Genomic DNA, 21,940 nt, shown 5'->3' with positions numbered 1-21,940 from the left:
CCCCGGGGGGTGGGGGTGAACCGGAACACCTGGCGCTGGCTGGCCGCGTACGCCGCTTCGCTGATCGGGGACGGGGTCTACTTCCTCGCCCTCGGCTGGGCGGCGGCGCAGTCGGCCGGCCCGGCCGAGGCCGGGCTGGTCATGGCCGCCGGAGCCGTGCCGCGCGCCCTGCTGATGCTCGGCGGCGGGGTGGTGGCCGACCGGTTCGGCCCGCGCCTGGTCGTCATCTCCTCCGACGCGGTCCGGTGCGCCGTCGTCCTGGCGCTGGCCGTGGCCATCGCCGTGACCTCGCCCGGGCCGGGGGTGCTTGTCCTCGTCGCGCTCGTCTTCGGCGCCGTCGACGCGCTGTTCATGCCCGCGGTGGGGGCGCTGCCCCCGCGGATCGCCGCGCCGGGCCGCCTGGTCCGCGTGCAGGGACTGCGCAGCCTCGCGGAACGGGTCGGCCACACCGCCGGGCCGCCGGTGGCGGGCCTGGCGGTGGGGCTGGGCGGACCGTCCGCGGCCTTCGCCGTGGCGGCCGCGCTGTTCGGGGTCTCGCTGGTGCTGCTGCTGGCCGTACGGATCGCCCCGCAGGCCGCCCCGGACCCCGTCGGGCCCGTGCGGGAGAGCCCGTGGCGGCAGCTGCGCGGCGGCATCGGCTACATACGGCGCCACGGGCTGATCGGACCGCTGGTCCTGTCCGGCGCGCTCAGCCAGCTCGGCACCTCGGCTCCGCTGACGCTGGGGCTGATCCTGCTGGCCGAGGAGCGGGACTGGGGGCCGGGCGGGATCGGCTGGATCGTCGGCGCGTTCGGGGCGGGCGCGGCGAGCAGTGCGCTGGTGCTGACGCTGGTGCCGAGGTTTCCCCGGGCGGGGGCGGTGCAGAACCTGACGCTGATCGTCGGCTCGGCCGGCATCGGAGCCCTGGCCCTGGCCCCGACCCTGCCGGTGGCGGTGGTCCTGGCCGTGCTGACGGGGCTGGTCTGCGGGGTCTGCGGAGGCCTGGCGGTGGCCCTGATCCAGAGCGCGACGGACCCCGCGTACCTGGGCCGGGTCAGCTCGGTGATGGCCTTCACCGCGGTGGGCCTGGCCCCCCTCGCCTACCCCCTGGCGGGGGCTGCGGCCGCGCTGTGGGGCGTCACCCCGGTCTTCCTGGCGGGCGCGGCCCTCAGCATGACGGGCGCGGCAATAGGCACGTCCGCCCCGGCGGTCCGCCGAGCGGAACTCTCCTTCACCGTTGCCCCTGCGGGGGGCTCGGCGGTGTCCTGATACCCGGGCTGGGCGGTGTCGTGGTGGCCCGTCTGCGGCTCTGTTGCACGGGGCTCCGCGGTGTCCCTGCGGGGCTGGGCGGTGTCGTGGTGGCCCGTCTGCGGCGCCGCTGCACGGGGCTCCGCCCCGGACCCCGCTCCTCAATCGCCGGAGGGGCTGATTTTTGCCTCGTTGCAGCGGGGGCTGTGCGTTGGGGGTCGGGGAGCGGTGCCCCTCCGGGGTGTCTCCTCGGCTCGCGCACCGAGCCCCGTCGGACACGTTCGGCCCTGGTTGCGCGCTCGTCCTGCGGGGACACCCCGCAGTATCCCCACTCCCCTCGACCACGGCTTCGCTTCCGACGCCTGGGCGTGTGGGGTGGGGGCGCGCAGGAGGGTCCCCGCAGGACGAGCGCGCAACCCAGGCCGCATCTCTCGCAGCATGGGCTAAGTGCGCGGGCCGAGGAGACACTCCGGAGGGACCCCGCCCCGCACACGACACCCAGGCCAAGACCCAACCCGGCCAGCACATCCAAAGCCCCACCTGGGCAAAAAACAGCCCCGCCCGGGGGTCCCCCCGGACGGAGTCTGGGGGAGCTTGAGGCGCGGGGTCCGGGGCGGAGCCCCGTGCAGGCGGGGCCGCAGACGGCAGGGCACACCGCAGCCGGGGGACGGGTCAGATGCCCAGTTGGGCCGTGGTCAGTTTGGCCACGGCGTCCTTCTCCCCGTCGAGCGCCACAGCGGCAGCGTCCTGGCGGCCGAAGCAGAACAGCGTCAGCTCCCCCGGCTCGCCCGTCACCGTCACCACCGGCGAGCCCTTGTGCGCCACCGCCGTCTGCCCGTTCGGCCGGCGCAGCACCAGGCCCACCGGGGAGCGGCGGCCGGTCAGGCGGGCCAGCTTCTCCAGGCGGGACCACAGGGAGTCCGAGAACACCGGGTCCAGCTCCCGCGGGGACCAGTCCGGCTGGGCCCGGCGGACGTCCTCCGCATGGACGAAGAACTCCACCGCGTTCGCCGCCTCGTCGATCTGCTTCAGCGCGTACACCGACAGCTTCGGCGGCCCCGTACGGATGAGCTGCACGAGCTCCTCGTACGGCTTGGCCGTGTACTCCTCCATCACCTTGTCCAGCCGGGCCTTCAGCACGTTCAGCAGGAGCCCGCCCGCCGCGTCCGGGCGCCGCTCGCGGACCACGACGTGCGCCGCGAGTTCCCGGCAGGTCCAGCCGTCGCACAGCGTCGGGGCCTCCGGGCCCGCCGCTTCCAACAGGTCCGCCAGCAACAGGCGTTCACGCTTCGCATGGGTAGACATGCGCGAAAGCCTACGGCCGGAACCCGCCGCGTGCCTGCTCATCAGGCGGACAGTGATCCGTATCCGGCTTTCCCGCCCGGCACAATGGCCGCATGAGTACGTCCCCCCGCCCCGGCAACCTCGATCCCGCCGTCGCCGCGCGCCTCAAGCGCTCCGCGGACGGCCTGGTACCGGCCATCGCCCAGCAGTACGACACCGGTGAGGTGCTGATGCTCGGCTGGATGGACGACGAGGCCCTGCACCGCACCCTGACCACCGGACGCTGCACGTACTGGTCGCGCAGCCGCCAGGAGTACTGGGTGAAGGGGGACACTTCCGGCCACTTCCAGCACGTGAAGTCCGTCGCCCTCGACTGCGACGCCGACACCGTGCTCGTCAAGGTCGACCAGGTCGGGGCCGCCTGCCACACCGGCGCCCGCACCTGCTTCGACGCCGATGTCCTCTTCCGCGAAGCCGACTGAGTAGGGTCCCCACGCACATGGATCTCGATACGTTCCGCAAGCTCGCGGTCGACCGCCGCGTCGTCCCCGTGAGCCGCAAGCTGCTGGCCGACGGGGACACCCCCGTGGGGCTGTACCGCAAGCTGGCCGGCGAGCGCCCCGGCACCTTCCTGCTGGAGTCCGCCGAGAACGGCCGCTCCTGGTCCCGCTACTCCTTCATCGGCGTGCGCAGCGACTCGACCCTGACCGTCCGCGACGGCCAGGCGCACTGGATCGGCACCCCGCCCGTCGGAGTCCCCACCGACGGCGACCCGCTGGACGCCCTGCGCGCGACCGTCGAGGCCCTGCACACCCCGCGGGACCTGGCCGCGGGCATGCCCCCCTTCACCGGCGGGATGGTCGGCTACCTCGGCTACGACATCGTGCGCCGCCTGGAACGGATCGGCGAGCACACCACCGACGACCTCGAACTGCCCGAGCTGACCATGCTGCTCACCTCGGACCTCGCGGTGCTGGACCACTGGGACGGCACCGTCCAGCTCATCGCCAACGCGATCAACCACAACGACCTCGACACCGGGGTCGACGAGGCGTACGCGGACGCCCTCGCCCGCCTCGACGCGATGGAGGCCGACCTGGCGCGGCCCGCCCCGTACGTGCCCGCCCCGCTGCCGGCCTCCGAACTGCCGGAGTTCTCCGCGCTGTGGGGCGGCGAGAAGTACCAGGCCGCGGTCGAGGACATCAAGGAGCGGATCCGGGCCGGCGAGGCCTTCCAGGTGGTTCCCTCGCAGCGGTTCGAGACCCCCTGCCGGGCCTCCGCGCTGGACGTCTACCGGGTGCTGCGGGCCACCAACCCGTCCCCGTACATGTACCTCTTCCGCTTCGAGAACGGCTTCGACGTCGTCGGCTCCAGCCCCGAGGCCCTGGTCAAGGTGGAGGACGGGCGGGCGATGGTCCACCCGATCGCCGGTACCCGCCACCGCGGCGCGACCCCGCAGGAGGACCACGAGCTCGCCGAGGAGCTGCTGGCCGACCCCAAGGAGCGGGCCGAGCACCTGATGCTCGTCGACCTGGGCCGCAACGACCTGGGCCGGGTGTGCGAGCCGGGTTCCGTCGAGGTGGTCGACTTCATGAACATCGAGCGGTACTCGCACGTCATGCACATCGTCTCCACCGTCACCGGCCGCGTGGCCGAGGGGAAGACCGCCTTCGACGTGCTGACGGCCTGCTTCCCGGCCGGCACGCTCTCCGGTGCGCCGAAGCCACGGGCCATGCAGATCATCGAGGAGCTGGAGCCCTCCCGGCGCGGCCTGTACGGCGGCTGCGTGGGCTATCTGGACTTCGCGGGGGACTCCGACACGGCCATCGCCATCCGCACCGCGCTGCTGCGCGACGGGACGGCGTACGTCCAGGCCGGCGCCGGGGTCGTGGCGGACTCGGTGCCCGAGCTGGAGGACAACGAGTGCCGCAACAAGGCGGCCGCCGTGCTGCGCGCGGTGGGAGCGGCGAACCGCCTCCACGGCGCGTGAGGGCGTAGGGGATAGTGGGATACGTGAGCGCCGTACCCCCGCCCCGAAACGATGACGCCTCCGAGCCCGAGGGCCCGCAGGCGCCCGCCGGCCCCGACAGCCGCAGCAGCCGCCGCAGTGTGGCGGCCGCGCTGCTGCTCGGGGGCCTCGGCGCGACCGTCGTCCTGCTCGCCTCCGGCCGGGTCTGGGCCCGCGGCACCGCGGCCGTCGGCGGCGGCGCGCTGCCGCTGACCGCGGACGGGCGGGCCGTCACCGGGCTCCCGGCGGCGCTGGCCATCGTGGGCCTGGCCGCGCTGGTGGCCGTGTTCGCCGTACGGGGCAAGGGGCGGCTGCTGGTCTCCGCGCTGCTCGCGCTGAGCGGCCTGGGCGCGGCGCTGGGCGCCGTCTTCGCCGCGGACGACCGCCAGGCCCTGGACGCGGAGGCCGCCCGGACGACGGCGGACAGCGCCGCGCAGGTGGCCGGGCTGACCCACACGGCGTGGCCGTACGTGACGGCCGGCGGCGGCGCCCTGATCCTGGTCGCCGGACTGCTCGCCCTGTGCTTCGGCCGTGGCTGGCCCGCGATGGGGGGCCGCTACGAGCGTGACGGAAGCCCGCGCAAGCGCGCCGCCGCGGCGGTTGATCCGGAGCGGCCGGAGGATCTGTGGAAGGCTCTGGACCGCGGAGAGGATCCGACCCGCTGACCCCGTGTGCCGACCGGACCCCCGTGGACGGCGGCACCGCCCGGTGCGGGACAATGGCCCCGAGCGTTCTACCCACCACGTGCGACAGAGCAGACAGAGCAACGAGGAGCAACTCATGGCGGGCACTTCACACGGACACACCCCGGCCGCCTGGACCGGTGTCATCATCGCCTTCATCGGTTTCTGCATCTCCGGTGCCTTCATGGTGCTGGCGAACCAGCTCGGGTTCTGGCTCGGTCTGGGTGTCGTCGTGCTCGGTGGTGTCGTCGGCATGGCGATGAAGGCCGCGGGCATGGGTGCGCCGAAGGCCACCTACACGGACCTCGCCGAGGTCATCGCCGCCTCCAAGGTCCCCGCCAAGGTCTGAGCGCCCGGCCGGGGCGGTTCCGGAGCAGCCGAAAGGCGCGGCCCCGTCGGGCTGCGCCTTTTGTCATGAGCGGAGAGAATCAGCGCGTGGACGCCTCCCGTACCCCCGAAGCCGCCCGGGCCGGCCTGGTCCGACGGATGGCCGCGCCCGTCCTGGTACTGGCCGGGGCCGTCGCCGCCTTCGGCTACGTGGGCGCCGTGGACCCGAACGAGCCCGGCCACTACCCGGTGTGCCCGCTCTTCCGGCTGACCGGCCTGCTGTGCCCCGGCTGCGGCGGCCTGCGCAGCGCGCACGCGTTCGCCCACGGCGATCTGATCACAGCTTTCGGGGCAAATGCCGTGGCCGTCGCGGGCTACTTCGTCTTCGCCGGATACATGGCCCTGTGGCTGCTGCGGGCGGCCCGCGGAGGGCCCCTGCCGGGGATCTCCCTGGCACCGCGCTACTGGTGGGGGATCGGCGCCGCGGCCCTGGTTTTCGCCGTGATCCGAAATCTTTCTTTCGGCTCCGCGCTGGCGCCCTGAGGCCTGTCAGCAGGCCATATGAAGCCCGGATTCCGAATGTCCAGTTACTGGGACGACGTCAACCGCGTGCGGAGAGCAAGGCCTCCTGCGGATACCATTTGAGTGCTGACCTTGCAGTTGTACGTGTCTGCAAGGCGGCCGACCGTCATCAACCCGGAAGGGGGCCGCTCGCGTGAGTGTGCTCGACGAGATCATCGAAGGGGTCCGCGAAGACCTTGCCGAACGGCAGGCCCGCGTGAGCCTCGACGAGCTCAAGGAGCGTGCCGCCAAGGCGCCCCAGGCCAAGGACGGCGTCGCTGCCCTGCGCGGCGACAGCGTCAAGGTGATCTGCGAGGTCAAGCGGTCCAGCCCGTCCAAGGGCGCGCTGGCCGCGATCGCCGATCCGGCCGGGCTCGCCGCGGACTACGAGGCGGGCGGTGCGGCGGTCATCTCCGTCCTCACCGAACAGCGTCGTTTCGGCGGCTCGCTGGCCGACCTGGAGGCAGTCCGCGCCCGCGTGGACATCCCGATCCTGCGCAAGGACTTCATCGTCACCGCGTACCAGCTGTGGGAGGCCCGCGCCTACGGCGCAGACCTCGCGCTGCTGATCGTCGCGGCCCTGGAGCAGGAGGCGCTCGTCTCCCTCATCGAGCGGGCCGAGTCCATCGGCCTCACCCCGCTCGTCGAGGTCCACGACGAGGAGGAGGTCGAGCGCGCGGTCGCCGCCGGCGCCAAGATCATCGGCGTCAACGCCCGCAACCTCAAGGACCTGAAGGTCGACCGCTCCACCTTCGAGCGCGTCGTCCCGGAGATCCCCGCCCACATCGTCAAGGTCGCCGAGTCCGGCATCCGCGGACCGCACGACCTGATCGCCTACGCCAACGAGGGCGCCGACGCCGTCCTGGTCGGGGAGTCCCTGGTCACCGGCCGCGACCCGAAGTCGGCCGTGGCCGACCTCGTCGCCGCCGGGGCCCACCCCGCCCTGCGCCACGGGCGGAGCTGACCCGCACCCATGGCCCACGACCGCTCCTCCGTCCGCACCCGGCCCGGCTCCGGCCGTGCCGCCGTGCCGACGGCGCACGCGCCCCTGGCGCGCGGCTGCCGCCCTCGCGGCTGCCGCGCCCCGGCCCGGCGCGTGCACGGGCGGCGGGTCCGGTACGTGATCGGCTCCGAGCCCGGTCAGGTCAACGGCATGCGATGGCGTCGCGGAAGCGCGCTGTAACGAGGAACGCCGGGCGGTCCCTGCTGCGAGGCAGGGCGCCCCGAGGGCTGTTCCCGTACGGTCCGCAGCCCGGGCCGCCGGCTCCGGGCACGGGCCGCCCCCTGCCGTACGCACGGCATGCCCCAGCGGGGTGTGCGCGTCACGGGCGGGCGGCGCAATACGGTGAAAACCCCCGCCGCACCACGCATCCGTAGGAGTACTGGGCATGTCCAGTGAGTTCTTCATTCCGGACCCGGAGGGTCACGTCCCGAACGCCGAGGGTTACTTCGGTGAGTTCGGCGGCAAGTTCATCCCGGAGGCGCTCGTCGCCGCCGTGGACGAGGTCGCCGTCGAGTACGAGAAGGCCAAGGCCGACCCCGCCTTCGCGGCCGAGCTCAACGACCTGATGGTCAACTACACCGGCCGGCCCAGCGCGCTCACCGAGGTGCCCCGCTTCGCCTCGCACGCGGGCGGCGCACGGATCTTCCTCAAGCGCGAGGACCTCAACCACACCGGCTCGCACAAGATCAACAACGTGCTGGGCCAGGCGCTGCTCACCAAGCGCATGGGCAAGACCCGCGTCATCGCCGAGACCGGCGCGGGCCAGCACGGCGTGGCCACCGCCACCGCCTGCGCCCTCTTCGGACTTGAGTGCACCGTCTACATGGGCGAGATCGACACCGAGCGCCAGGCCCTGAACGTGGCCCGGATGCGCATGCTCGGCGCCGAGGTCATCGCGGTGAAGTCCGGCTCCCGGACCCTCAAGGACGCCATCAACGAGGCGTTCCGGGACTGGGTCGCCAATGTGGACCGCACCCACTACCTCTTCGGCACGGTCGCCGGCCCCCACCCCTTCCCGGCCATGGTCCGCGACTTCCACCGGGTCATCGGCGTCGAGGCCCGCCGCCAGATCATCGAGCGCGCGGGCCGGCTGCCCGACGCCGTGGCGGCCTGCGTCGGCGGCGGCTCCAACGCCATCGGCCTCTTCCACGCTTTCATCCCGGACGCGGACGTCCGCCTGGTCGGCTTCGAGCCCGCCGGGCACGGCGTCGAGACGGGCGAGCACGCGGCCACGCTGACCGCGGGCGAGCCCGGCATCCTGCACGGCTCCCGCTCCTACGTCCTGCAGGACGAGGAGGGCCAGATCACCGAGCCGTACTCGATCTCCGCCGGTCTGGACTACCCGGGCATCGGCCCCGAGCACTCCTACCTCAAGGACACCGGCCGCGGCGAGTACCGCGCGGTGACCGACGACGCCGCGATGCAGGCCCTGCGCCTGCTCTCCCGCACCGAGGGGATCATCCCGGCCATCGAGTCGGCGCACGCCCTCGCGGGCGCCCTCGACCTGGGCAAGGAGCTCGGCGAGGACGGGCTGATCGTGGTCAACCTGTCCGGCCGCGGCGACAAGGACATGGACACGGCGGCCCGCTACTTCGGGCTGTACGACGGCACCGAGGGGGAGAGCAAGTGAGCACGGCCAGCGAGAAGACCGGGCGCATCCAGCTGCTGAAGGACACCCTCGCCAAGACGAAGTCCGAGGACCGCGCGGCCCTCGTCGCCTACCTCCCGGCCGGGTTCCCGACCGTGGACGGGGCCATCGAGGCCGTCAAGGCCGTCATCGAGGGCGGCGCGGACGTGGTCGAGATCGGCCTCCCGCACAGCGACCCGGTCCTGGACGGCGCGATCATCCAGACCGCCGACGACATCGCCCTGCGCGGCGGCGTCAAGATCGCCGACGTGCTGCGCACCGTCCGCGAGGCCCACGCGGCCACCGGCGCCCCGGTCCTGGTGATGACCTACTGGAACCCCATCGACCGCTACGGCGTGGAGCGGTTCGCCGCCGAGCTGGCCGAGGCGGGCGGCGCCGGCTGCATCCTGCCGGACCTGCCGGTCCAGGAGTCCGCGCTGTGGCGCGAGCACGCGGACGAGCACGGTCTGGCGACCGTGTTCGTCGTGGCTCCCAGCAGCAAGGACGAGCGCCTGGCCACCATCACGGAGGCCGGTTCCGGCTTCGTCTACGCCGCCTCCCTGATGGGTGTCACCGGCACCCGGGAGTCGGTCGGCAACCAGGCCCAGGACCTCGTGGAGCGCACCCGCGCCACCCCCGGCGCCCGGGAGGGCCTGCCGGTCTGCGTCGGGCTGGGCGTGTCCAACGCGGCGCAGGCCAAGGAGGTCGCGGCCTTCGCCGACGGCGTGATCGTCGGCTCGGCCTTCGTGAAGCTGCTCCTGGACGCGCCGGACCTGCCCGCCGGGCTCGCCGCGGTGCGGTCCCTGGCGGGCGAGCTTGCGGAAGGCGTACGCAGGAGCTGACGCACAGCGGTTCGCCGGGCGGGTTCTGTAGCCCGATCGGGTGGAAGTGGGAGCGGGGAGGCACGCGAGTGCCTCCCCGCTTCGTTTGGCCGAACGTGAGCGAGAAGAACGACGGTGCGAACCGCGATGCGACGAAACGATCGGCCCGGGAGCGACTCCAGATGGAGCGCGAGCGGCAGAAGACCCGGGACAAGCGCCGGCGGACCCTCGTCGTGTCGGCGGCGGTGGTCGGCGTGCTCGGCCTGGCCGCCGTCGTCGGCCTGATCGCGGCCAACACCGGCAAGAGCGGCGACTCCGCCAAGGACGGCCCGGTGGTCGCCCCCTCCGGGGCCTCCGGCAAGGACGCGCTCGCCATCCAGACGGGCAAGGGCGAGGCCAAGTCCACCCTGACGGTGTGGGAGGACTTCCGCTGCCCCGCGTGCAAGGCCTTCGAGGACAACTACCGGGACACGATCCACGACCTGGAGGCCAAGGGGCTGCTCAAGGTGGACTACCACCTGGTCACGCTCATCGACGGGAACATGGGCGGCAGCGGCTCCCTGAAGAGCGCCAATGCGGCGGCCTGCGCGCAGGACGCCGGCAAGTTCACCGCCTACCACGACGTGCTCTTCCAGAACCAGCCGCAGGAGGTCGACGACGCCTACGGCAAGGACGCCAAGCTGCTGGAGCTGGCGGGCAAGGTCGACGGGCTGGACACCCCGGCCTTCCGTTCCTGCGTCGCGGACGGCACGCACAACAGCTGGGTGGGCAAGTCGCAGGAGGCCTTCCGGGCCGGCAAGTTCCGGGGCACCCCGACCGTGCTGCTGGACGGCAAGGACATCTTCGCCGACCAGGCGAATCCGCTGACCCCGCAGAAGCTCAAGGCTCAGGTGGAGGCGGCGGCGAAGGACCCCGGCGGCGCAGACGGAGGGGTGTCGGGCTCCGGGGCCAAGAAGGGGTCGGACAAGGAATCGGACAAGGGGTCGGACAAGGGGTCGGACAAGTCCTCGCCGTCGGCCGGGACGGGCACACGCTCGGGCTCCGGGACGAAGTCCTCGCCCTCCTCCTCGGCCTCCTCCTCGGCCTCGTCCGGGTCCTCGGGCGCAGGGTCGAGGACGGCCCCGTAGGGCGGCTCGGTGGGGGTCGGCGGGTGAGCGCGACCCCGCGGGCCGTGTGTGGATTTGGTTTCGGCTTGCCGGGCGGTTGCGGTCAGCACCGCCCGGCAGGGTAGCGTCATGTCTGCCATGGACATTGCTTACATCCCCAGCCCGTCGACCGGCGTGATCCATCTCGGACCGATCCCGCTGCGCGGCTACGCGTTCTGCATCATTCTCGGCGTCTTCGTCGCTGTCTGGCTCGGCAACAAGCGGTGGATCGCGCGCGGCGGAAAGCCGGGCACGGTCGCGGACATCGCTGTGTGGGCAGTGCCGTTCGGCCTGGTCGGCGGTCGCCTCTACCACGTGATCACCGACTACCAGCTCTACTTCGGCGAGGGCCGCAACTGGGTCGACGCCTTCAAGATCTGGGAAGGCGGCCTCGGTATCTGGGGCGCGATCGCGCTGGGCGCGGTCGGCGCCTGGATCGGCTGCAGGCTGCGCGGCATCCCGCTGCCGGCCTGGGCCGACGCCCTGGCCCCGGGCATCGCCCTGGCCCAGGCCTGCGGCCGCTGGGGCAACTGGTTCAACCAGGAGCTGTACGGCCGCGCCACCGATCTGCCGTGGGCGGTGGAGATCAGCGAGGGCCCGAACCGGGTCGCCGGGACCTACCACCCGACCTTCCTCTACGAGTCGCTGTGGTGCATCGGCGTCGCCGTACTGGTGATCTGGGCCGACCGCCGCTTCAAGCTCGGCCACGGACGGGCCTTCGCCCTGTACGTCGCCGCGTACTGCGTCGGCCGCGGCTGGATCGAGTACATGCGGGTCGACGAGGCGCACCACATCCTGGGCCTGCGGCTCAACGTGTGGACCTCGATCGTCGTCTTCGTCCTGGCCGTGGTCTACCTGGTGCTGTCGGCGAAGCTGCGGCCGGGCCGCGAGGAGATCGTCGAGCCGGACACCTCCGGCGGTGCGGACGCGGACGCGAAGGTCCCGGCCGGGGACGGGTCCGCGGACACCACTGCCCCTTCCGGCGCGGAGGACGACGACCAGGACAAGGCGCAGGACGAGGCGCAGGACAAGGTCGAGGCGTCCGTGGCGACGAACGGCGAGCCCGCCAAGGCCGACCTGAGCAAGAAGCACCCGACCGAGGGCGAAGCCCCGGAGCCCAAGAAGCTCTGACCGCAACGATCCGTGAAAGGGGGCGCCGCGCACACCGCGGCGCCCCCTTCACGTTGCGCGGCCGGCCGCGGTCAGTGCGCGGGGACCCGCGCGGCCAGTGCGAGGGTGCGGTGCGCGGCGGCGACCACGGCAGGATCCACGAAACGCCCGTCGGGCAGCGCCAGCGCCCCGGGCGTGGCGCGGGCCGCGGCCAGCACCTCCCGGGCCGCGGTGACCTCTGCGGGAGCGGGCAGGTAGGCCTGCTCGATCACCGGCAGTTGCCGGGGGTGGATCGCCGCCCGCCCCAGGAAGCCGAGGGAGCGGCCCCGCGAGCAGGAGACGGCCAGCGCCTCCAGGTCCCGAATGTCGGGGAACACCGACTGGGCCGGCGGGACCAGCCCGGCGGCGCGGGCCGCGACCACCACCCGGGAGCGGCACCAGTCCAGGCCCGTCTCCGCGCTGACGGCCAGGTCGGCCCGCAGGTCCGCCTCGCCGAGGGAGAGCCCGCGCAGGGCGGGGTGCGCGCGGGCGATCTCGTAGGCGCGCTCCACACCCAGCGCGGATTCCAGCAGGGCGTACAGGGCGACCCCCCCGGTGCGGTCGGCGACCGCCGCGACCTGCTCCGGGGCGCTGATCTTGGGCAGCCGCAGCCCGGCCAGCCCGCGGCAGGGCGCCAGCGCGGTCAGGTCGACGCCGCCCCAGGGCGAGGCCAGGGCGTTCACCCGGACGTGCACGGGGACCGGGGGCCGCTCGGCGAGCAGTTCGGCCGTCGCGGCGCGGGCGTACTCCTTGCGGGAGGCCGGCACCGCGTCCTCCAGGTCCACGATGACGGCGTCGGCCCCGCAGCCGAGGGCCTTGGCCACCACCGCAGGACGGTCGCCCGGGGCGTACAGCCAGGTCAGGATCACAGCGCCCCCTCGGTGCGGAGCGCGGTGACCTCGGCCGGGGTCAGCCCCAGCTCGGTCAGCACCTCCTCGGTGTCCGCGCCGTGCGGGCGGCCCGCCCAGCGGATCGCCCCCGGAGTCTCGGAGAGCCTGAACAGGACGTTCTGCATCCGCAGCGGGCCGAGCTCCGGATCCTGCACCTCGGTGACCGTGTCCAGCGCGGCGAACTGCGGATCCTCCATCACGTCCCGCACGTCGTACACCAGCGCCACGGCCGCCTCGGCCTCCTCGAAGGCCGCGACCACCTCGTCCGCCTTGTGCCGGGCGATCCAGCCGCCCACCGCCTCGTCCAGGACGTGCCCGTGGGCGGCCCGCTCCGTGCCGGACGCGAACCAGGGCTCGTCGATCAGCTCGGGCCGCCCCACCAGCCGCACCACCCGTTCGGCGATGGACTGCGCGGAGGCCGAGACGGCCAGCCAGCGCCCGTCCGCACTGCGGTAGGTGTTGCGGGGCGCGTTGTTCGAGGAGCGGTTGCCGGTGCGCGGCTGGACGTAGCCGAGCTGGTCGTACCAGAGCGGGTGCGGGCCGAGCACGGTGAGGATCGGCTCGATGATGGCCAGGTCCACGACCTGCCCGTGCCCGGTGCGCTCGCGCCCGGCCAGCGCGGTCATCACGGCGTACGCGGTGGTCAGCGCGGCGATGGAGTCCGCGAGCCCGAACGGCGGCAGGGTGGGCGGGCCCTCAGGCTCCCCGGTGATCGCGGCGAAGCCGCTCATCGCCTCGGCGAGGGTGCCGAAGCCGGGCCGGTGCGCGTACGGGCCCTGCTGGCCGAAGGCCGTGACCCGGGCCAGGACCAGCCGGGGGTTGACGGCCGACAGCTCGGGCCAGCCCAGCCCCCACTTCTCCAGGGTGCCGGGGCGGAAGTTCTCGACGATCACGTCGGCGGTGGCCGCCAGACGCAGCAGGGTGTCCCGGCCGCCGGGCACCGACAGGTCGAGGGTCATCGTCCGCTTGTTCCGGCCGAGCAGCTTCCACCACAGGCCGATGCCGTCCTTGGCGGGGCCGTGGCCCCGGGAGGGGTCGGGCCGGCCGGGATGCTCCACCTTCACGACCTCGGCGCCGAAGTCACCGAGCAGGGTGGCGGCCAGCGGCCCGGCGAAGAGGGTGGCGAGGTCGAGGACGCGCAGCCCCCGCAGCGGTCCGGCGGGCGGCTCGGCCATCAGCGGACGCCCTGGGCGGCCGCGAAGGCGACGAGCTCGGCGCGGGACGGCATCGAGTCCTGCGCGCCCGGCCGCTGCACGGACAGCGCCGCCGCGCAGGAGGCCCAGGCGAGGGCGCCGTCCATCGCGCGGCCCTCCCCGAGCGCCACGGCCAGCGCCCCGACGAAGGTGTCCCCGGCGGCGGTGGTGTCCACGGCCCGCACCTGCGGGGCGGGCACGGCGCGCGGCTCCCGGCCCCTGGCCGCGTACAGCGATCCGGCGGCGCCCAGGGTGATCACGACCTCCGGCACCTGCTCCAGGAGCGCCTCGGCGGCCCGGTACGGGTCGGTGAGCCCGGTCAGGGCGGCCGCCTCGTGCTCGTTGGGGACCAGCAGGTCGGTGGCGGCGAGGAGCCCGGCGGGCAGCTGCTGCGCCGGGGCCGGGGTGAGGACCGTACGCACCCCGTGCGCGCGGGCCGCCAGGGCCCCGGCGAGCACCGCCTCCAGCGGCAGCTCCAGCTGGAGCAGCAGCAGGTCCGCGGCGCCGATCCGGCCGTCGTCACCCGCCTCCAGGCCGGTGACGTGCGCGTTCGCCCCGGGGACCACGATGATGCTGTTGGCGCCCTCGTCGTCCACCGTGATGTGCGCGGTGCCGCTGGCGCCCTCCACGGTGCGCAGGGCCGTCGTGTCGACCCCGGCGGAGGCGAGCGCGGAGCGCAGCCGCACACCGAAGTCGTCGGCCCCGACCGCCCCGATCATCACCACCTCCGCGCCGCTGCGGGCGGCGGCCACGGCCTGGTTGGCGCCCTTGCCGCCGGGGGCCGTGCGGAAGGCGCGGCCGGTGACGGTCTCCCCGAGGCGGGGGGCCTTCGGGACGTAGGCGACGAGGTCCATGTTCGTACTGCCGAGCACGGCGATGGCCGTCATGAGCGGGCTGCCTCCTGTGCGGTGAGGTGGGCGAGGGTGTCGAAGCCGATGCCGTCGAAACCGGCGACGGTCGTGGCGAGGCGGTTGCGCAGCGGAGCGGTCCAGCGCTCGGGCAGCCGCCCGGGCGACCCGGCCAGGATCCCGGCGAGCGCGCCGGCCGTGGCCCCGTTGGAGTCGGTGTCCCAACCGCCGGAAACGGCCCGGCAGATGGACCCGGTGAACTCGCCGCCGGCGTGGGTGAGGGCGGCGGCGACCAGAGCGGTGTTGGGGACGGCGTGCACCCAGTGGTAGTGGCCGTAGCGGGCGTGCAGCCGGTCGACGACGGCCTCGAAGTCCGGCTCCTCGCAGGCCGCCCCGATCCCGGAACGGACGGCCTCGGCGAGGCGCGAGCGCGGCGGTACGACGGCCAGCCCGGCCCGCAGCGCGCCGTGCACGTCGGCCCGGCCGGAGGCGGCCTCGGCGGTGGCGGCGGCGACGAACAGGGCCGCGTACACGCCGTTGCCGGTGTGGGTCAGGGCGGCGTCCCGGTAGGCGGCGGCCGCGGCGGCGGCCGGGTCGCCGGGGTGGGTCCAGCCGTGGACGTCGGCGCGGATGAGGGCGCCGATCCACTCGCGGAAGGGGTTGTGGTGGGTGGCGGTGGCGGGCGGTTCCAGGCCGAGGAGGAGATTGCGGTACGCGATGCGCTCGGCGGTGAAGGTCCGCCCCGCCGGCAGCTCGTCGAGCCAGAGGCGGCCCACGTCGGCGGTGGTGAAGCCCGGGCCGTGCCGCTGGAGCAGCAGCAGGCCCAGGAGGGGGTAGTTGAGGTCGTCGTCCTCGGGCATGCCGTCGATGTTCTCGGCGAGGGAGGTGGGGGCGGAGCGCCGGTTCCAGGGGTGCGCGGCCAGCAGTTCCGGCGGGACCCCCTCGGCGGTGAACCAGCCGTCGAGGGGCCAGTTGCCCGCCGCGCGGGCCAGGGCCCGGATGGCCTGGAGCGGGAGCTTCTCCACGGGCTTGCCCAGCAAGCAGCCCGCGGCGCGCCCGAGCCAGGCGGCCTCCAGCCGGTCCCGCAGGTCCGGCGGGACCGGGGGCCGCGGCGCGCCGGGCCCGGCGGCGCGGGGCGCGGCGTGGCCGGGCCCGGGCGCAGGGTGGGCGTCGGGGACGGGCGCTGCTTGGCCGTCGGGGACGGGCGCTGCTTGGCCGTCATGGGTGGGCCAGCAGGCGCGTACGGCTTCCCAGGTCTGCGGTTCGTCGACGGCCGACGGGGACGGCAGGGCCGCGAGTTCGTCCAGGAGACGGACGGCCAGGGCGCGCAGGGCCGGGTCTGCCGGGCCGGGGGAGGCCCCGGCGCGTTCCGGCGCGAGGTGCCCGCCCGCGGCGAGCCAGGCCCGCCGGGCGGGCCCCGGGTCGCGTCCGTCCTCGGCGGCCTGCCGCAACTCGTGCCCGATCAGGTCCTCGGGCTGCACCCAGGTCACCCGCAGCAGCACGTCGCCGTACTCCGCGGCGCCACCGCGGACGGGCCCGGAGCCCGGGCGGGCCGCCGGGCCGGGGTGCCGGCCGGGAGCAGGGGCCGGAGCCGGAGTCGGGGCCGGAGCCGGAGTCGGAGCCGGAGCCGGAGTCGGAGTCGGGGTCGGGGCCGGGGTGGGGGCCGGGGCGGCGCCGGGCGGGCCGGGCTCCGTACCGGGTGGCACCGGGCCGGGGGGCGCGAGGCCGGGGGCACGGTTCACCGGGGGGCCGAGATCGCGGTGAAGGCCGACTCGTGGGCATCGCGGCGTGCCAGGTCGCGGGTGAAGACCTCCCGGGCCACCGTGGCGAGGACCGCGGCCGGGGCGTGCAGGTCGAGGCGGCTGGCCTCGGCGACCTGCTTGGCCCAGGCCGCCGGGACCGCCTGCTCGCCGCCGAGCGCCCCGGCGATCGCCCCGGCCATGGTGGCGATGGAGTCGCAGTCCCGGCCGTAGTTGACCGCGCCGAGCACGGAGGTCTCGTAGGAGCCGTTCCCGACCAGCAGCATCCCGAGCGCGACGGGCAGTTCCTCGATGGAGTGCAGGCGCGAGGGGCGGCGGGCGCCCAGCGACGGGTTGCGGTAGTCCGGGCCGACCGAGTCGTACGGGGCCACCGCCGCCCGCAGCGGAGCCAGCGCCGACTCGAAGTCCCGGTGCGCCGAGGCCGCTTCGGCGACGGCGGCGATGGCCGCCCGGGTGCCGTCCTTGGCCAGGGACAGGGCCGTCTCCACCACCGAGGAGGCCGTCGCCCCGGGCAGGCAGGCGGCGGCCACCGCCGCCGCGAACACCCCGGCCGCCTCCCGCCCGTACGAGGACTGGTGGGCGCCGGCCAGGTCCAGCGCCTCCGCGTACGCGCCGTGCGGATTGCCCGCGTTGACGATCCCGACGGGCGCCATGTACATCGCGGCGCCGCAGTTGACGATGTTGCCGCTGCCGGCCTCGCGCGGGTCGACGTGCCCGTAGTGCAGCCGGGTCACGATCCACTTCTCGGCGAGGAAGATCCGCTGGAGCGGCAGGGCTTCGGCCTCCAGCTCGGGGATCCAGCGGGGGTTGGTCATCAGGTCGGGGACCAGGTGCTCGGCGACCGCGTACGCGTCCAGGTGGTCGCGCACGGTCGCGTAGACCCGCACCAGGGCGTGGGTCATGAGGGTGTCGTCGGTGACGTGCCCGTCGCCCTTGTGGTACGGGGCGATGGGGCGGGCCGTGCGCCAGTCCTCGTGCCACGGGCCGACGATGCCGTGCACGCGGCCGCCGTGCCGGTCGAGGATCTGCTCCGGGGTCCAGCCCTCCACCGGGCCGCCGAGGGCGTCGCCCACGGCGGCTCCGACGAGGGCGCCTGCGGCCCGTTCCTCCAACGTGAGCGTCATGTCCGAATCATCCCTTGGGTGAGGTGAGTTCCGTGCGGGTCAGGAGCGCGGCGAGTTCCACGAGGTCGGTGCCGGCGAGCCGGGGGAGGGCGCATCCGGAGAGGGTGCGGCAGGCCTCGCGCCAGGCCGTGGGGATCGAGTCGCCGCCGCCGAGGGCGCCGGTGAGCGCGCCGGCCAGGGCGGGGGCGGAGTCGGCTACGCGGGACAGGCAGGCCGCGGCCGGGACGGCCTCGGTGACCCTGCCGCGGGCGGCCGTCGCCAGGGCCAGGGCGACGGGCACGGTCTCGGCGGCGGCGATCCCGTAGCTGTACACGTGGTCCACGATCTCGTGTTCCAGGGTCGGGACGATGGCGAACGCACCGCCTTCCCGGCTCGTACGGGCGAGACGGACCGCGTGGCGGGCGTTGCGGCCGATCTCGGTGGCCTCGGGGAGCTGTCCGAGGGCGGCCTCGACCGCGGAGTCGACGTCCGCGCCGCCGAGGGCGGTCGCGATGGCGGCGGCCATGGCGCGGGCCCCGTGGACCCCGTCGCCGTCCTGGGTGTAGCGGGCGTCGAACTCGGCGAGGTCGGCGGCCGCGCGGGGGTCCCCGGGGTGGACGACGGCGAGGACACAGGCCCGGACGCAGGCGGCGTCGTCGAAGTAGTGCGGGTTGTCGTGGCCGGTGGCGGGCGGGCGGAGGCCTGCGGCGAGGTTGCCGAGACCGGCCCGGACGGAGATCCGGGCGCGGAGGGGGAGGACGGCGGATTCGACCTCGGGTGCGCGTTCGGCCGCCGCGGCGATCTCGGAGGCGAGGGCGTTCCAGGCGAGGTCGATGGCGGCGCGCATGCGGCGGGACCGGGAGAGGTCGCTGAGCAGCACGCCCGCGGCGGTGAGGACGGACTCGGCGACGAAGGCGGCCCATTCGGCGTCGTCGCTCGGGCCGAGGCGCAGGGGTTCGGGGGGCTGGTTGAGGGCGATGGGGACGGGGAGGGTGGTGGTGGCGTTCTGCTCGGCGAAGGTGTCGAGCTCGCGGGTGAGGCGGCGGGTCCACTCGGGCATCCGGCTGGCCCGGTGCCGGGCGGCGGGCCACCCGGCGGCGTCGCCTGCGGCGAGCCCGAGGAGCAGCCCCTCGATGGGCCGGACCCCTGCGCGGACCCCTGCGGGGAGCGACACGGGCCGGACCGCCGGGGCCGGGGCCGCCGGGGCTGCGGCGAGGGCCGATGCGGTACCGGCCCGTGCGGGCCCGGCGGCGGGTGCCAGGACCGGTACGGGGCCGGGCCCTACGGGGTGCAGGCCCGCCGGGGCCAGGGCCGGACGGGGCCCGGCGGGATGCAGGGCGGTCCCGGTGGGGGGCAGAACCGCACCGGGATCCGCGGCCGTGCCCGGCCCTGCGGGCTCGGGGACGGGGGACAGGGGCGGTACGGGGGGCAGGCCGGCCGGGGCCGGGTGGGGGTGGAGGACGATTCTGGTCCCGGGTCCGGAGAAGGGGGCCGGCGGGGCGAGGGCCACACCGCCGGCGGCCGGGGCCGTGGGCGCGGCGGGCACGGAGCCAGGCGCCGCAGCCCCGACGGCGGCCCCCGCGCCGGGTCCTGCCGCGGCGGTGGCGCTCGCGCCGAGGGGCGCTGGGGCCGCGGCCCGCGCGCCGAGGCCCGCCGGGGTTGCGGCCCCCGCGCCGAGGCCCGGAGTCGGGGCGCCAGTGCCGAGGCCCGCGGGGGCCGGGGTTGCCGGGCCGGAGGCTGCCGGGACGGGGCCAGTGGCCCCCGCGCCGGGTCCGGCCACGGCGGGGGCGCTCGCGCCGAGGCCCGCGAGGGTCGGGGTTGCCGGCCCGGAGGCTGCCGGGACGGGGCTGGTGGGCGGCGTGCCGAGGCCCGCCCGGGTTGAGGCCCCCGCGCCGAGGCCTGCCGGGGCCGAGGTCCCCGCCCCTAGAACTGCCGGAGTCGGGGCGCCAGTGCCGAGGGTTGGCGCGGGCGGGGTTGCCGGGCCGGAGGCTGACGGGACGGGGCCAGCGGCCCCCGCGCCGGGTCCTGCCGCGGCGGTGGCGCTCGCGCTGAGGCCTGCCGTAGTCGTGGCGCCCGCGCCGAGGGTTGGCGCGGGCGGGGTGGTGGTCGCCGGGGTGGGGTCGGGGGAGCGGGTCATCGGGGGGCCTCGTATTCGGGGGTGAGGAGGTCCGCGATGTCCAGGACGTGGTAGCCCCGCATCGAGGGCAGGCAGCTGCCCCGCACCGGGCCGATCGCCGAGGCCCATGCCTCGGGGATCGCCGCGGCGCCGGACATCGCCCCGGCCAGGGCGCCCGCGACGGCCGCCGTGGTGTCCGCGTCCCGTCCCATGTTCACGGCCGTCAGGACCGAGCCGGAGAAGTCCCCCCGGCAGGCGGCGAAGGCGCCGAAGGCCAGGCCCACCGCCTCCGGGGCCAGGTCGGTCCACGGGTAGCCGCCGATGACCACCGCCGAGCGCACCGCCCGTTCGCCGCGCGGGGCGGCGGTGACCGCCCGCCGCAGGGAGCGGGCCGTCCAGGAGTCGGACGGGATGACGGACAGGGCCGCCGAGACGACCGAGGCCGCGGAGCCGCCCGCCATCGCGGCGGCGACCCCCGCCGCGACCGCCTGGCCGCCGTAGATGCCCTCCCCGTCGTGGCTGACCGAGCCGTCGATCGCCACCAGCCGGGCCGCCTCCGCGGGCCGGCCCGCGGCGAACACCCCGAAGGGCGCCGCCCGCATGGCGAGGCCGTCCGACCACGCGTGCCGGTGCTGCGCCGAGATGGGGGCGGCGAGCCCCCGGCGGAGGTTCTCCAGGGTGCCGCGCTCGGAGAAGCCGGCGCCGCGGAAGGGGCCCTCGTCCAGGTCCGCGATCCAGTGGTGCCACGCCCGTTCCACGTGCGAGACGGTGAGGGCCGAGCCGTGCCGGGCCAGGAGGAGCCCCGAGAAGATCGCGTACTCGGTGTCGTCCGTACCCGCCGGGTCCTCCGACACGAAGCCTTCGATGCGGCCCCACTTCGCCCGGATCTCGGACGGCTTCATGTTCTCTGCGGGGGCGCCCAGCGCGTCACCCACCGCGAGGCCCAGAAGAGCGCCCCTGGCCCGTTCGAGGAGGACCTGCGGATTGCATGCAATCAGCTCCATGGCGCGCCTCTCCACTTGATGGGACTCATATTGAGCCCTTGGGGGATTTGTGCCATGGCATGTGGTTTGTCGCCTGTCGCGAAACACCCCGCGAAGACCCCCGTCACCCGGTCGCCGAGGCGCAAAACCGCAGGTAAGTACGGCCTTCCTTGCTGGCGGGGCCGAAAAATCGTGCGTAGGTTCGAGGTGTCAGGGGGAGCGGGACGTGTCGCGCCGCCCGTTCGCGCAAAAGGGGAGATTTGTCGCATGTCCATCATTGACGTCCAGGCACCGCTGCACACCGCCCACCGGGACAACCACACCCACCGGGACGTGAACGGCGGATGGCTGCGGCCGGCCGTGTTCGGCGCCATGGACGGGCTGGTCTCCAACCTCGCCCTGATGACCGGCATGGCCGGCGGCGCCGTCGCCCCGCAGACCCTGGTGATCACCGGCCTGGCGGGCCTGGCGGCCGGCGCCTTCTCGATGGCCGCCGGTGAGTACACCTCCGTCGCCTCACAGCGGGAGCTGGTCCTGGCCGAGCTGGACATCGAGCGCCAGCAGCTGCGCAAGCACCCGGTCGACGAGATGGAGGAGCTGGCCGAGCTCTACGTCTCGCGCGGCGTCGAGCCCGCCCTCGCCCGCGAGGTCGCCATGCAGCTGTCGCGCGATCCGGAGCAGGCGCTGGAGATACACGCCCGCGAGGAGCTCGGGATCGACCCCGACGACCTGCCCTCGCCGATGGTCGCCGCCGTCTCGTCCTTCGGCTCGTTCGCGCTCGGTGCGCTGCTGCCCGTACTGCCGTACCTGCTCGGGGCCACGTCCCTGTGGCCCGCGGTCCTGCTGGCGCTGGTGGGGCTCTTCGCCTGCGGCGCGGTCGTCGCCCGGGTCACGGCCAGGTCCTGGTGGTACAGCGGTGTGCGCCAGCTCGTCCTGGGTGGCGCGGCCGCGGGTGTGACGTACATCCTGGGAACCTGGATCGGTGGGGCCATAGGCTGACCGCGCAGGGAATGAGACACTATGCAGTAGGCAACATAAGTAGTCCGTTACTCGGCGGTTTCGATTGAGTGTCCGCCGGGCATCACACCAGGGCTCCGGGCAACGATGCCCGCCCTGCACCGGGACCCTCGCCCCGTGACGCATCCGTCGTACGACCTTCGGATGTTCAGCGAAGGTCCCCTCTTTTCTGCCTCGCGCAGTGTCCGCATGCTG

Annotated in this window: 21 protein-coding genes; 13 read left to right on the top strand and 8 right to left on the bottom strand. The window is 74.6% G+C overall.

Annotated elements, in window-relative coordinates; all coding sequences use genetic code 11:
* Positions 1 to 15: 15 nt before the first annotated feature.
* Complete coding sequence (locus IO30_RS0130610; protein WP_237403480.1) at positions 16 to 1,248, top strand: MFS transporter; 1,233 nt, start codon at positions 16 to 18, stop codon at positions 1,246 to 1,248.
* A 651-nt stretch (positions 1,249 to 1,899) separates the two neighbouring features.
* On the opposite strand, the gene IO30_RS0130605 is transcribed toward IO30_RS0130610, so the two are convergent.
* Positions 1,900 to 2,532 (bottom strand): TIGR03085 family metal-binding protein, encoded by a 633-nt coding sequence (locus IO30_RS0130605; protein WP_031148333.1) that lies wholly within the window; start codon positions 2,530 to 2,532, stop codon positions 1,900 to 1,902.
* A 92-nt stretch (positions 2,533 to 2,624) separates the two neighbouring features.
* Between IO30_RS0130605 and hisI the strand changes: the two genes are divergently transcribed.
* From hisI to lgt, 11 genes are all read left to right on the top strand, one after another.
* Positions 2,625 to 2,993, top strand: a complete 369-nt coding sequence (gene hisI, locus IO30_RS0130600) for a phosphoribosyl-AMP cyclohydrolase (protein WP_031148330.1) — start codon at positions 2,625 to 2,627, stop codon at positions 2,991 to 2,993.
* A 17-nt stretch (positions 2,994 to 3,010) separates the two neighbouring features.
* On the top strand, positions 3,011 to 4,501 hold the full coding sequence (locus tag IO30_RS0130595; RefSeq protein ID WP_031148328.1) for an anthranilate synthase component I: 1,491 nt from the start codon (positions 3,011 to 3,013) through the stop codon (positions 4,499 to 4,501).
* Positions 4,502 to 4,515: 14 nt separating this feature from the next.
* Positions 4,516 to 5,184 (top strand): TIGR02234 family membrane protein, encoded by a 669-nt coding sequence (locus IO30_RS0130590; protein ID WP_031148326.1) that lies wholly within the window; start codon positions 4,516 to 4,518, stop codon positions 5,182 to 5,184.
* Between the two features lie 115 nt (positions 5,185 to 5,299).
* Positions 5,300 to 5,551: an HGxxPAAW family protein gene (locus tag IO30_RS0130585; protein ID WP_031148324.1), complete on the top strand. Its 252-nt coding sequence runs from the start codon at positions 5,300 to 5,302 to the stop codon at positions 5,549 to 5,551.
* A gap of 65 nt (positions 5,552 to 5,616) precedes the next feature.
* Complete coding sequence (locus IO30_RS0130580) at positions 5,617 to 6,072, top strand: DUF2752 domain-containing protein (protein ID WP_051902676.1); 456 nt, start codon at positions 5,617 to 5,619, stop codon at positions 6,070 to 6,072.
* A 172-nt stretch (positions 6,073 to 6,244) separates the two neighbouring features.
* Entirely contained in the window at positions 6,245 to 7,054 is an 810-nt protein-coding gene (trpC, locus tag IO30_RS0130575; RefSeq protein ID WP_031148320.1) for an indole-3-glycerol phosphate synthase TrpC, read from the top strand.
* 9 nt (positions 7,055 to 7,063) lie between these two features.
* Complete coding sequence (trpM, locus tag IO30_RS47305) at positions 7,064 to 7,273, top strand: tryptophan biosynthesis modulator TrpM (RefSeq protein WP_031148318.1); 210 nt, start codon at positions 7,064 to 7,066, stop codon at positions 7,271 to 7,273.
* 205 nt (positions 7,274 to 7,478) lie between these two features.
* The gene (gene trpB, locus IO30_RS0130565; protein ID WP_031148316.1) at positions 7,479 to 8,723 is read left to right on the top strand and encodes a tryptophan synthase subunit beta; all 1,245 of its coding nucleotides are present in this window, start codon (positions 7,479 to 7,481) and stop codon (positions 8,721 to 8,723) included.
* Positions 8,720 to 9,562 carry a tryptophan synthase subunit alpha gene (trpA, locus tag IO30_RS0130560; RefSeq protein WP_031148314.1) on the top strand — a complete coding sequence of 281 codons (843 nt, stop codon included), beginning with the start codon at positions 8,720 to 8,722 and terminating at the stop codon, positions 9,560 to 9,562. Before trpB ends, trpA begins: the two co-directional genes overlap by 4 nt.
* A 68-nt stretch (positions 9,563 to 9,630) precedes the next feature.
* Positions 9,631 to 10,668, top strand: coding sequence for a DsbA family protein (locus tag IO30_RS0130555; RefSeq protein ID WP_051859727.1), 1,038 nt, complete (start codon positions 9,631 to 9,633; stop codon positions 10,666 to 10,668).
* Positions 10,669 to 10,785: 117 nt separating this feature from the next.
* A complete protein-coding gene (lgt, locus tag IO30_RS0130550; RefSeq protein ID WP_078904323.1) occupies positions 10,786 to 11,817 on the top strand; it encodes a prolipoprotein diacylglyceryl transferase in 1,032 nt (343 codons plus the stop codon).
* Between the two features lie 71 nt (positions 11,818 to 11,888).
* On the opposite strand, the gene IO30_RS0130545 is transcribed toward lgt, so the two are convergent.
* From IO30_RS0130545 to IO30_RS0130515, 7 genes are all read right to left on the bottom strand, one after another.
* Entirely contained in the window at positions 11,889 to 12,704 is an 816-nt protein-coding gene (locus IO30_RS0130545; protein WP_031148309.1) for an HpcH/HpaI aldolase/citrate lyase family protein, read from the bottom strand.
* Entirely contained in the window at positions 12,701 to 13,900 is a 1,200-nt protein-coding gene (locus IO30_RS0130540; protein ID WP_031148308.1) for a CaiB/BaiF CoA transferase family protein, read from the bottom strand. Before IO30_RS0130540 ends, IO30_RS0130545 begins: the two co-directional genes overlap by 4 nt.
* Positions 13,900 to 14,805, bottom strand: coding sequence for a ribokinase (rbsK, locus tag IO30_RS0130535; protein ID WP_031148306.1), 906 nt, complete (start codon positions 14,803 to 14,805; stop codon positions 13,900 to 13,902). The genes IO30_RS0130540 and rbsK overlap by 1 nt, the downstream gene beginning before the upstream one ends.
* Positions 14,802 to 16,268: an ADP-ribosylglycohydrolase family protein gene (locus IO30_RS0130530; protein ID WP_063768475.1), complete on the bottom strand. Its 1,467-nt coding sequence runs from the start codon at positions 16,266 to 16,268 to the stop codon at positions 14,802 to 14,804. The genes rbsK and IO30_RS0130530 overlap by 4 nt, the downstream gene beginning before the upstream one ends.
* Before the next feature lie 236 nt (positions 16,269 to 16,504).
* Positions 16,505 to 17,650, bottom strand: coding sequence for an ADP-ribosylglycohydrolase family protein (locus IO30_RS0130525; RefSeq protein WP_031148302.1), 1,146 nt, complete (start codon positions 17,648 to 17,650; stop codon positions 16,505 to 16,507).
* A gap of 7 nt (positions 17,651 to 17,657) precedes the next feature.
* On the bottom strand, positions 17,658 to 19,175 hold the full coding sequence (locus IO30_RS0130520) for an ADP-ribosylglycohydrolase family protein (RefSeq protein WP_051859726.1): 1,518 nt from the start codon (positions 19,173 to 19,175) through the stop codon (positions 17,658 to 17,660).
* Positions 19,176 to 19,762: 587 nt separating this feature from the next.
* Positions 19,763 to 20,749, bottom strand: a complete 987-nt coding sequence (locus tag IO30_RS0130515) for an ADP-ribosylglycohydrolase family protein (protein WP_031148298.1) — start codon at positions 20,747 to 20,749, stop codon at positions 19,763 to 19,765.
* Positions 20,750 to 20,995: 246 nt separating this feature from the next.
* Here IO30_RS0130515 and IO30_RS0130510 point away from each other — a divergent pair, with 246 nt between their 5' ends.
* Positions 20,996 to 21,727 carry a VIT1/CCC1 transporter family protein gene (locus tag IO30_RS0130510; protein WP_031148296.1) on the top strand — a complete coding sequence of 244 codons (732 nt, stop codon included), beginning with the start codon at positions 20,996 to 20,998 and terminating at the stop codon, positions 21,725 to 21,727.
* The last annotated feature ends 213 nt before the right edge of the window (positions 21,728 to 21,940 follow it).

Source organism: Streptomyces xanthophaeus (assembly GCF_000725805.1).
Lineage (GTDB): Bacteria > Actinomycetota > Actinomycetes > Streptomycetales > Streptomycetaceae > Streptomyces > Streptomyces xanthophaeus.
The sequence above is the reverse complement of the archived record's forward strand: the minus strand, read 5'-3'. Positions and strand labels throughout refer to the sequence as shown.

Bases quoted from the DNA above. Each gene is read 5' to 3' on its own strand.
- trpB (WP_031148316.1), top strand. From the start codon at position 7,479: ATGTCCAGTGAGTTCTTCATTCCGGACCCGGAGGGTCACGTCCCGAAC.
- IO30_RS0130540 (WP_031148308.1), bottom strand. From the start codon at position 13,900: ATGGCCGAGCCGCCCGCCGGACCGCTGCGGGGGCTGCGCGTCCTCGAC.
- IO30_RS0130525 (WP_031148302.1), bottom strand. From the start codon at position 17,650: ATGACGCTCACGTTGGAGGAACGGGCCGCAGGCGCCCTCGTCGGAGCC.
- IO30_RS0130585 (WP_031148324.1), top strand. From the start codon at position 5,300: ATGGCGGGCACTTCACACGGACACACCCCGGCCGCCTGGACCGGTGTC.
- rbsK (WP_031148306.1), bottom strand. From the start codon at position 14,805: ATGACGGCCATCGCCGTGCTCGGCAGTACGAACATGGACCTCGTCGCC.
- IO30_RS0130515 (WP_031148298.1), bottom strand. From the start codon at position 20,749: ATGGAGCTGATTGCATGCAATCCGCAGGTCCTCCTCGAACGGGCCAGG.
- IO30_RS0130580 (WP_051902676.1), top strand. From the start codon at position 5,617: ATGAGCGGAGAGAATCAGCGCGTGGACGCCTCCCGTACCCCCGAAGCC.
- IO30_RS0130595 (WP_031148328.1), top strand. From the start codon at position 3,011: ATGGATCTCGATACGTTCCGCAAGCTCGCGGTCGACCGCCGCGTCGTC.
- IO30_RS0130510 (WP_031148296.1), top strand. From the start codon at position 20,996: ATGTCCATCATTGACGTCCAGGCACCGCTGCACACCGCCCACCGGGAC.
- lgt (WP_078904323.1), top strand. From the start codon at position 10,786: ATGGACATTGCTTACATCCCCAGCCCGTCGACCGGCGTGATCCATCTC.
- IO30_RS0130605 (WP_031148333.1), bottom strand. From the start codon at position 2,532: ATGTCTACCCATGCGAAGCGTGAACGCCTGTTGCTGGCGGACCTGTTG.
- hisI (WP_031148330.1), top strand. From the start codon at position 2,625: ATGAGTACGTCCCCCCGCCCCGGCAACCTCGATCCCGCCGTCGCCGCG.
- trpM (WP_031148318.1), top strand. From the start codon at position 7,064: ATGGCCCACGACCGCTCCTCCGTCCGCACCCGGCCCGGCTCCGGCCGT.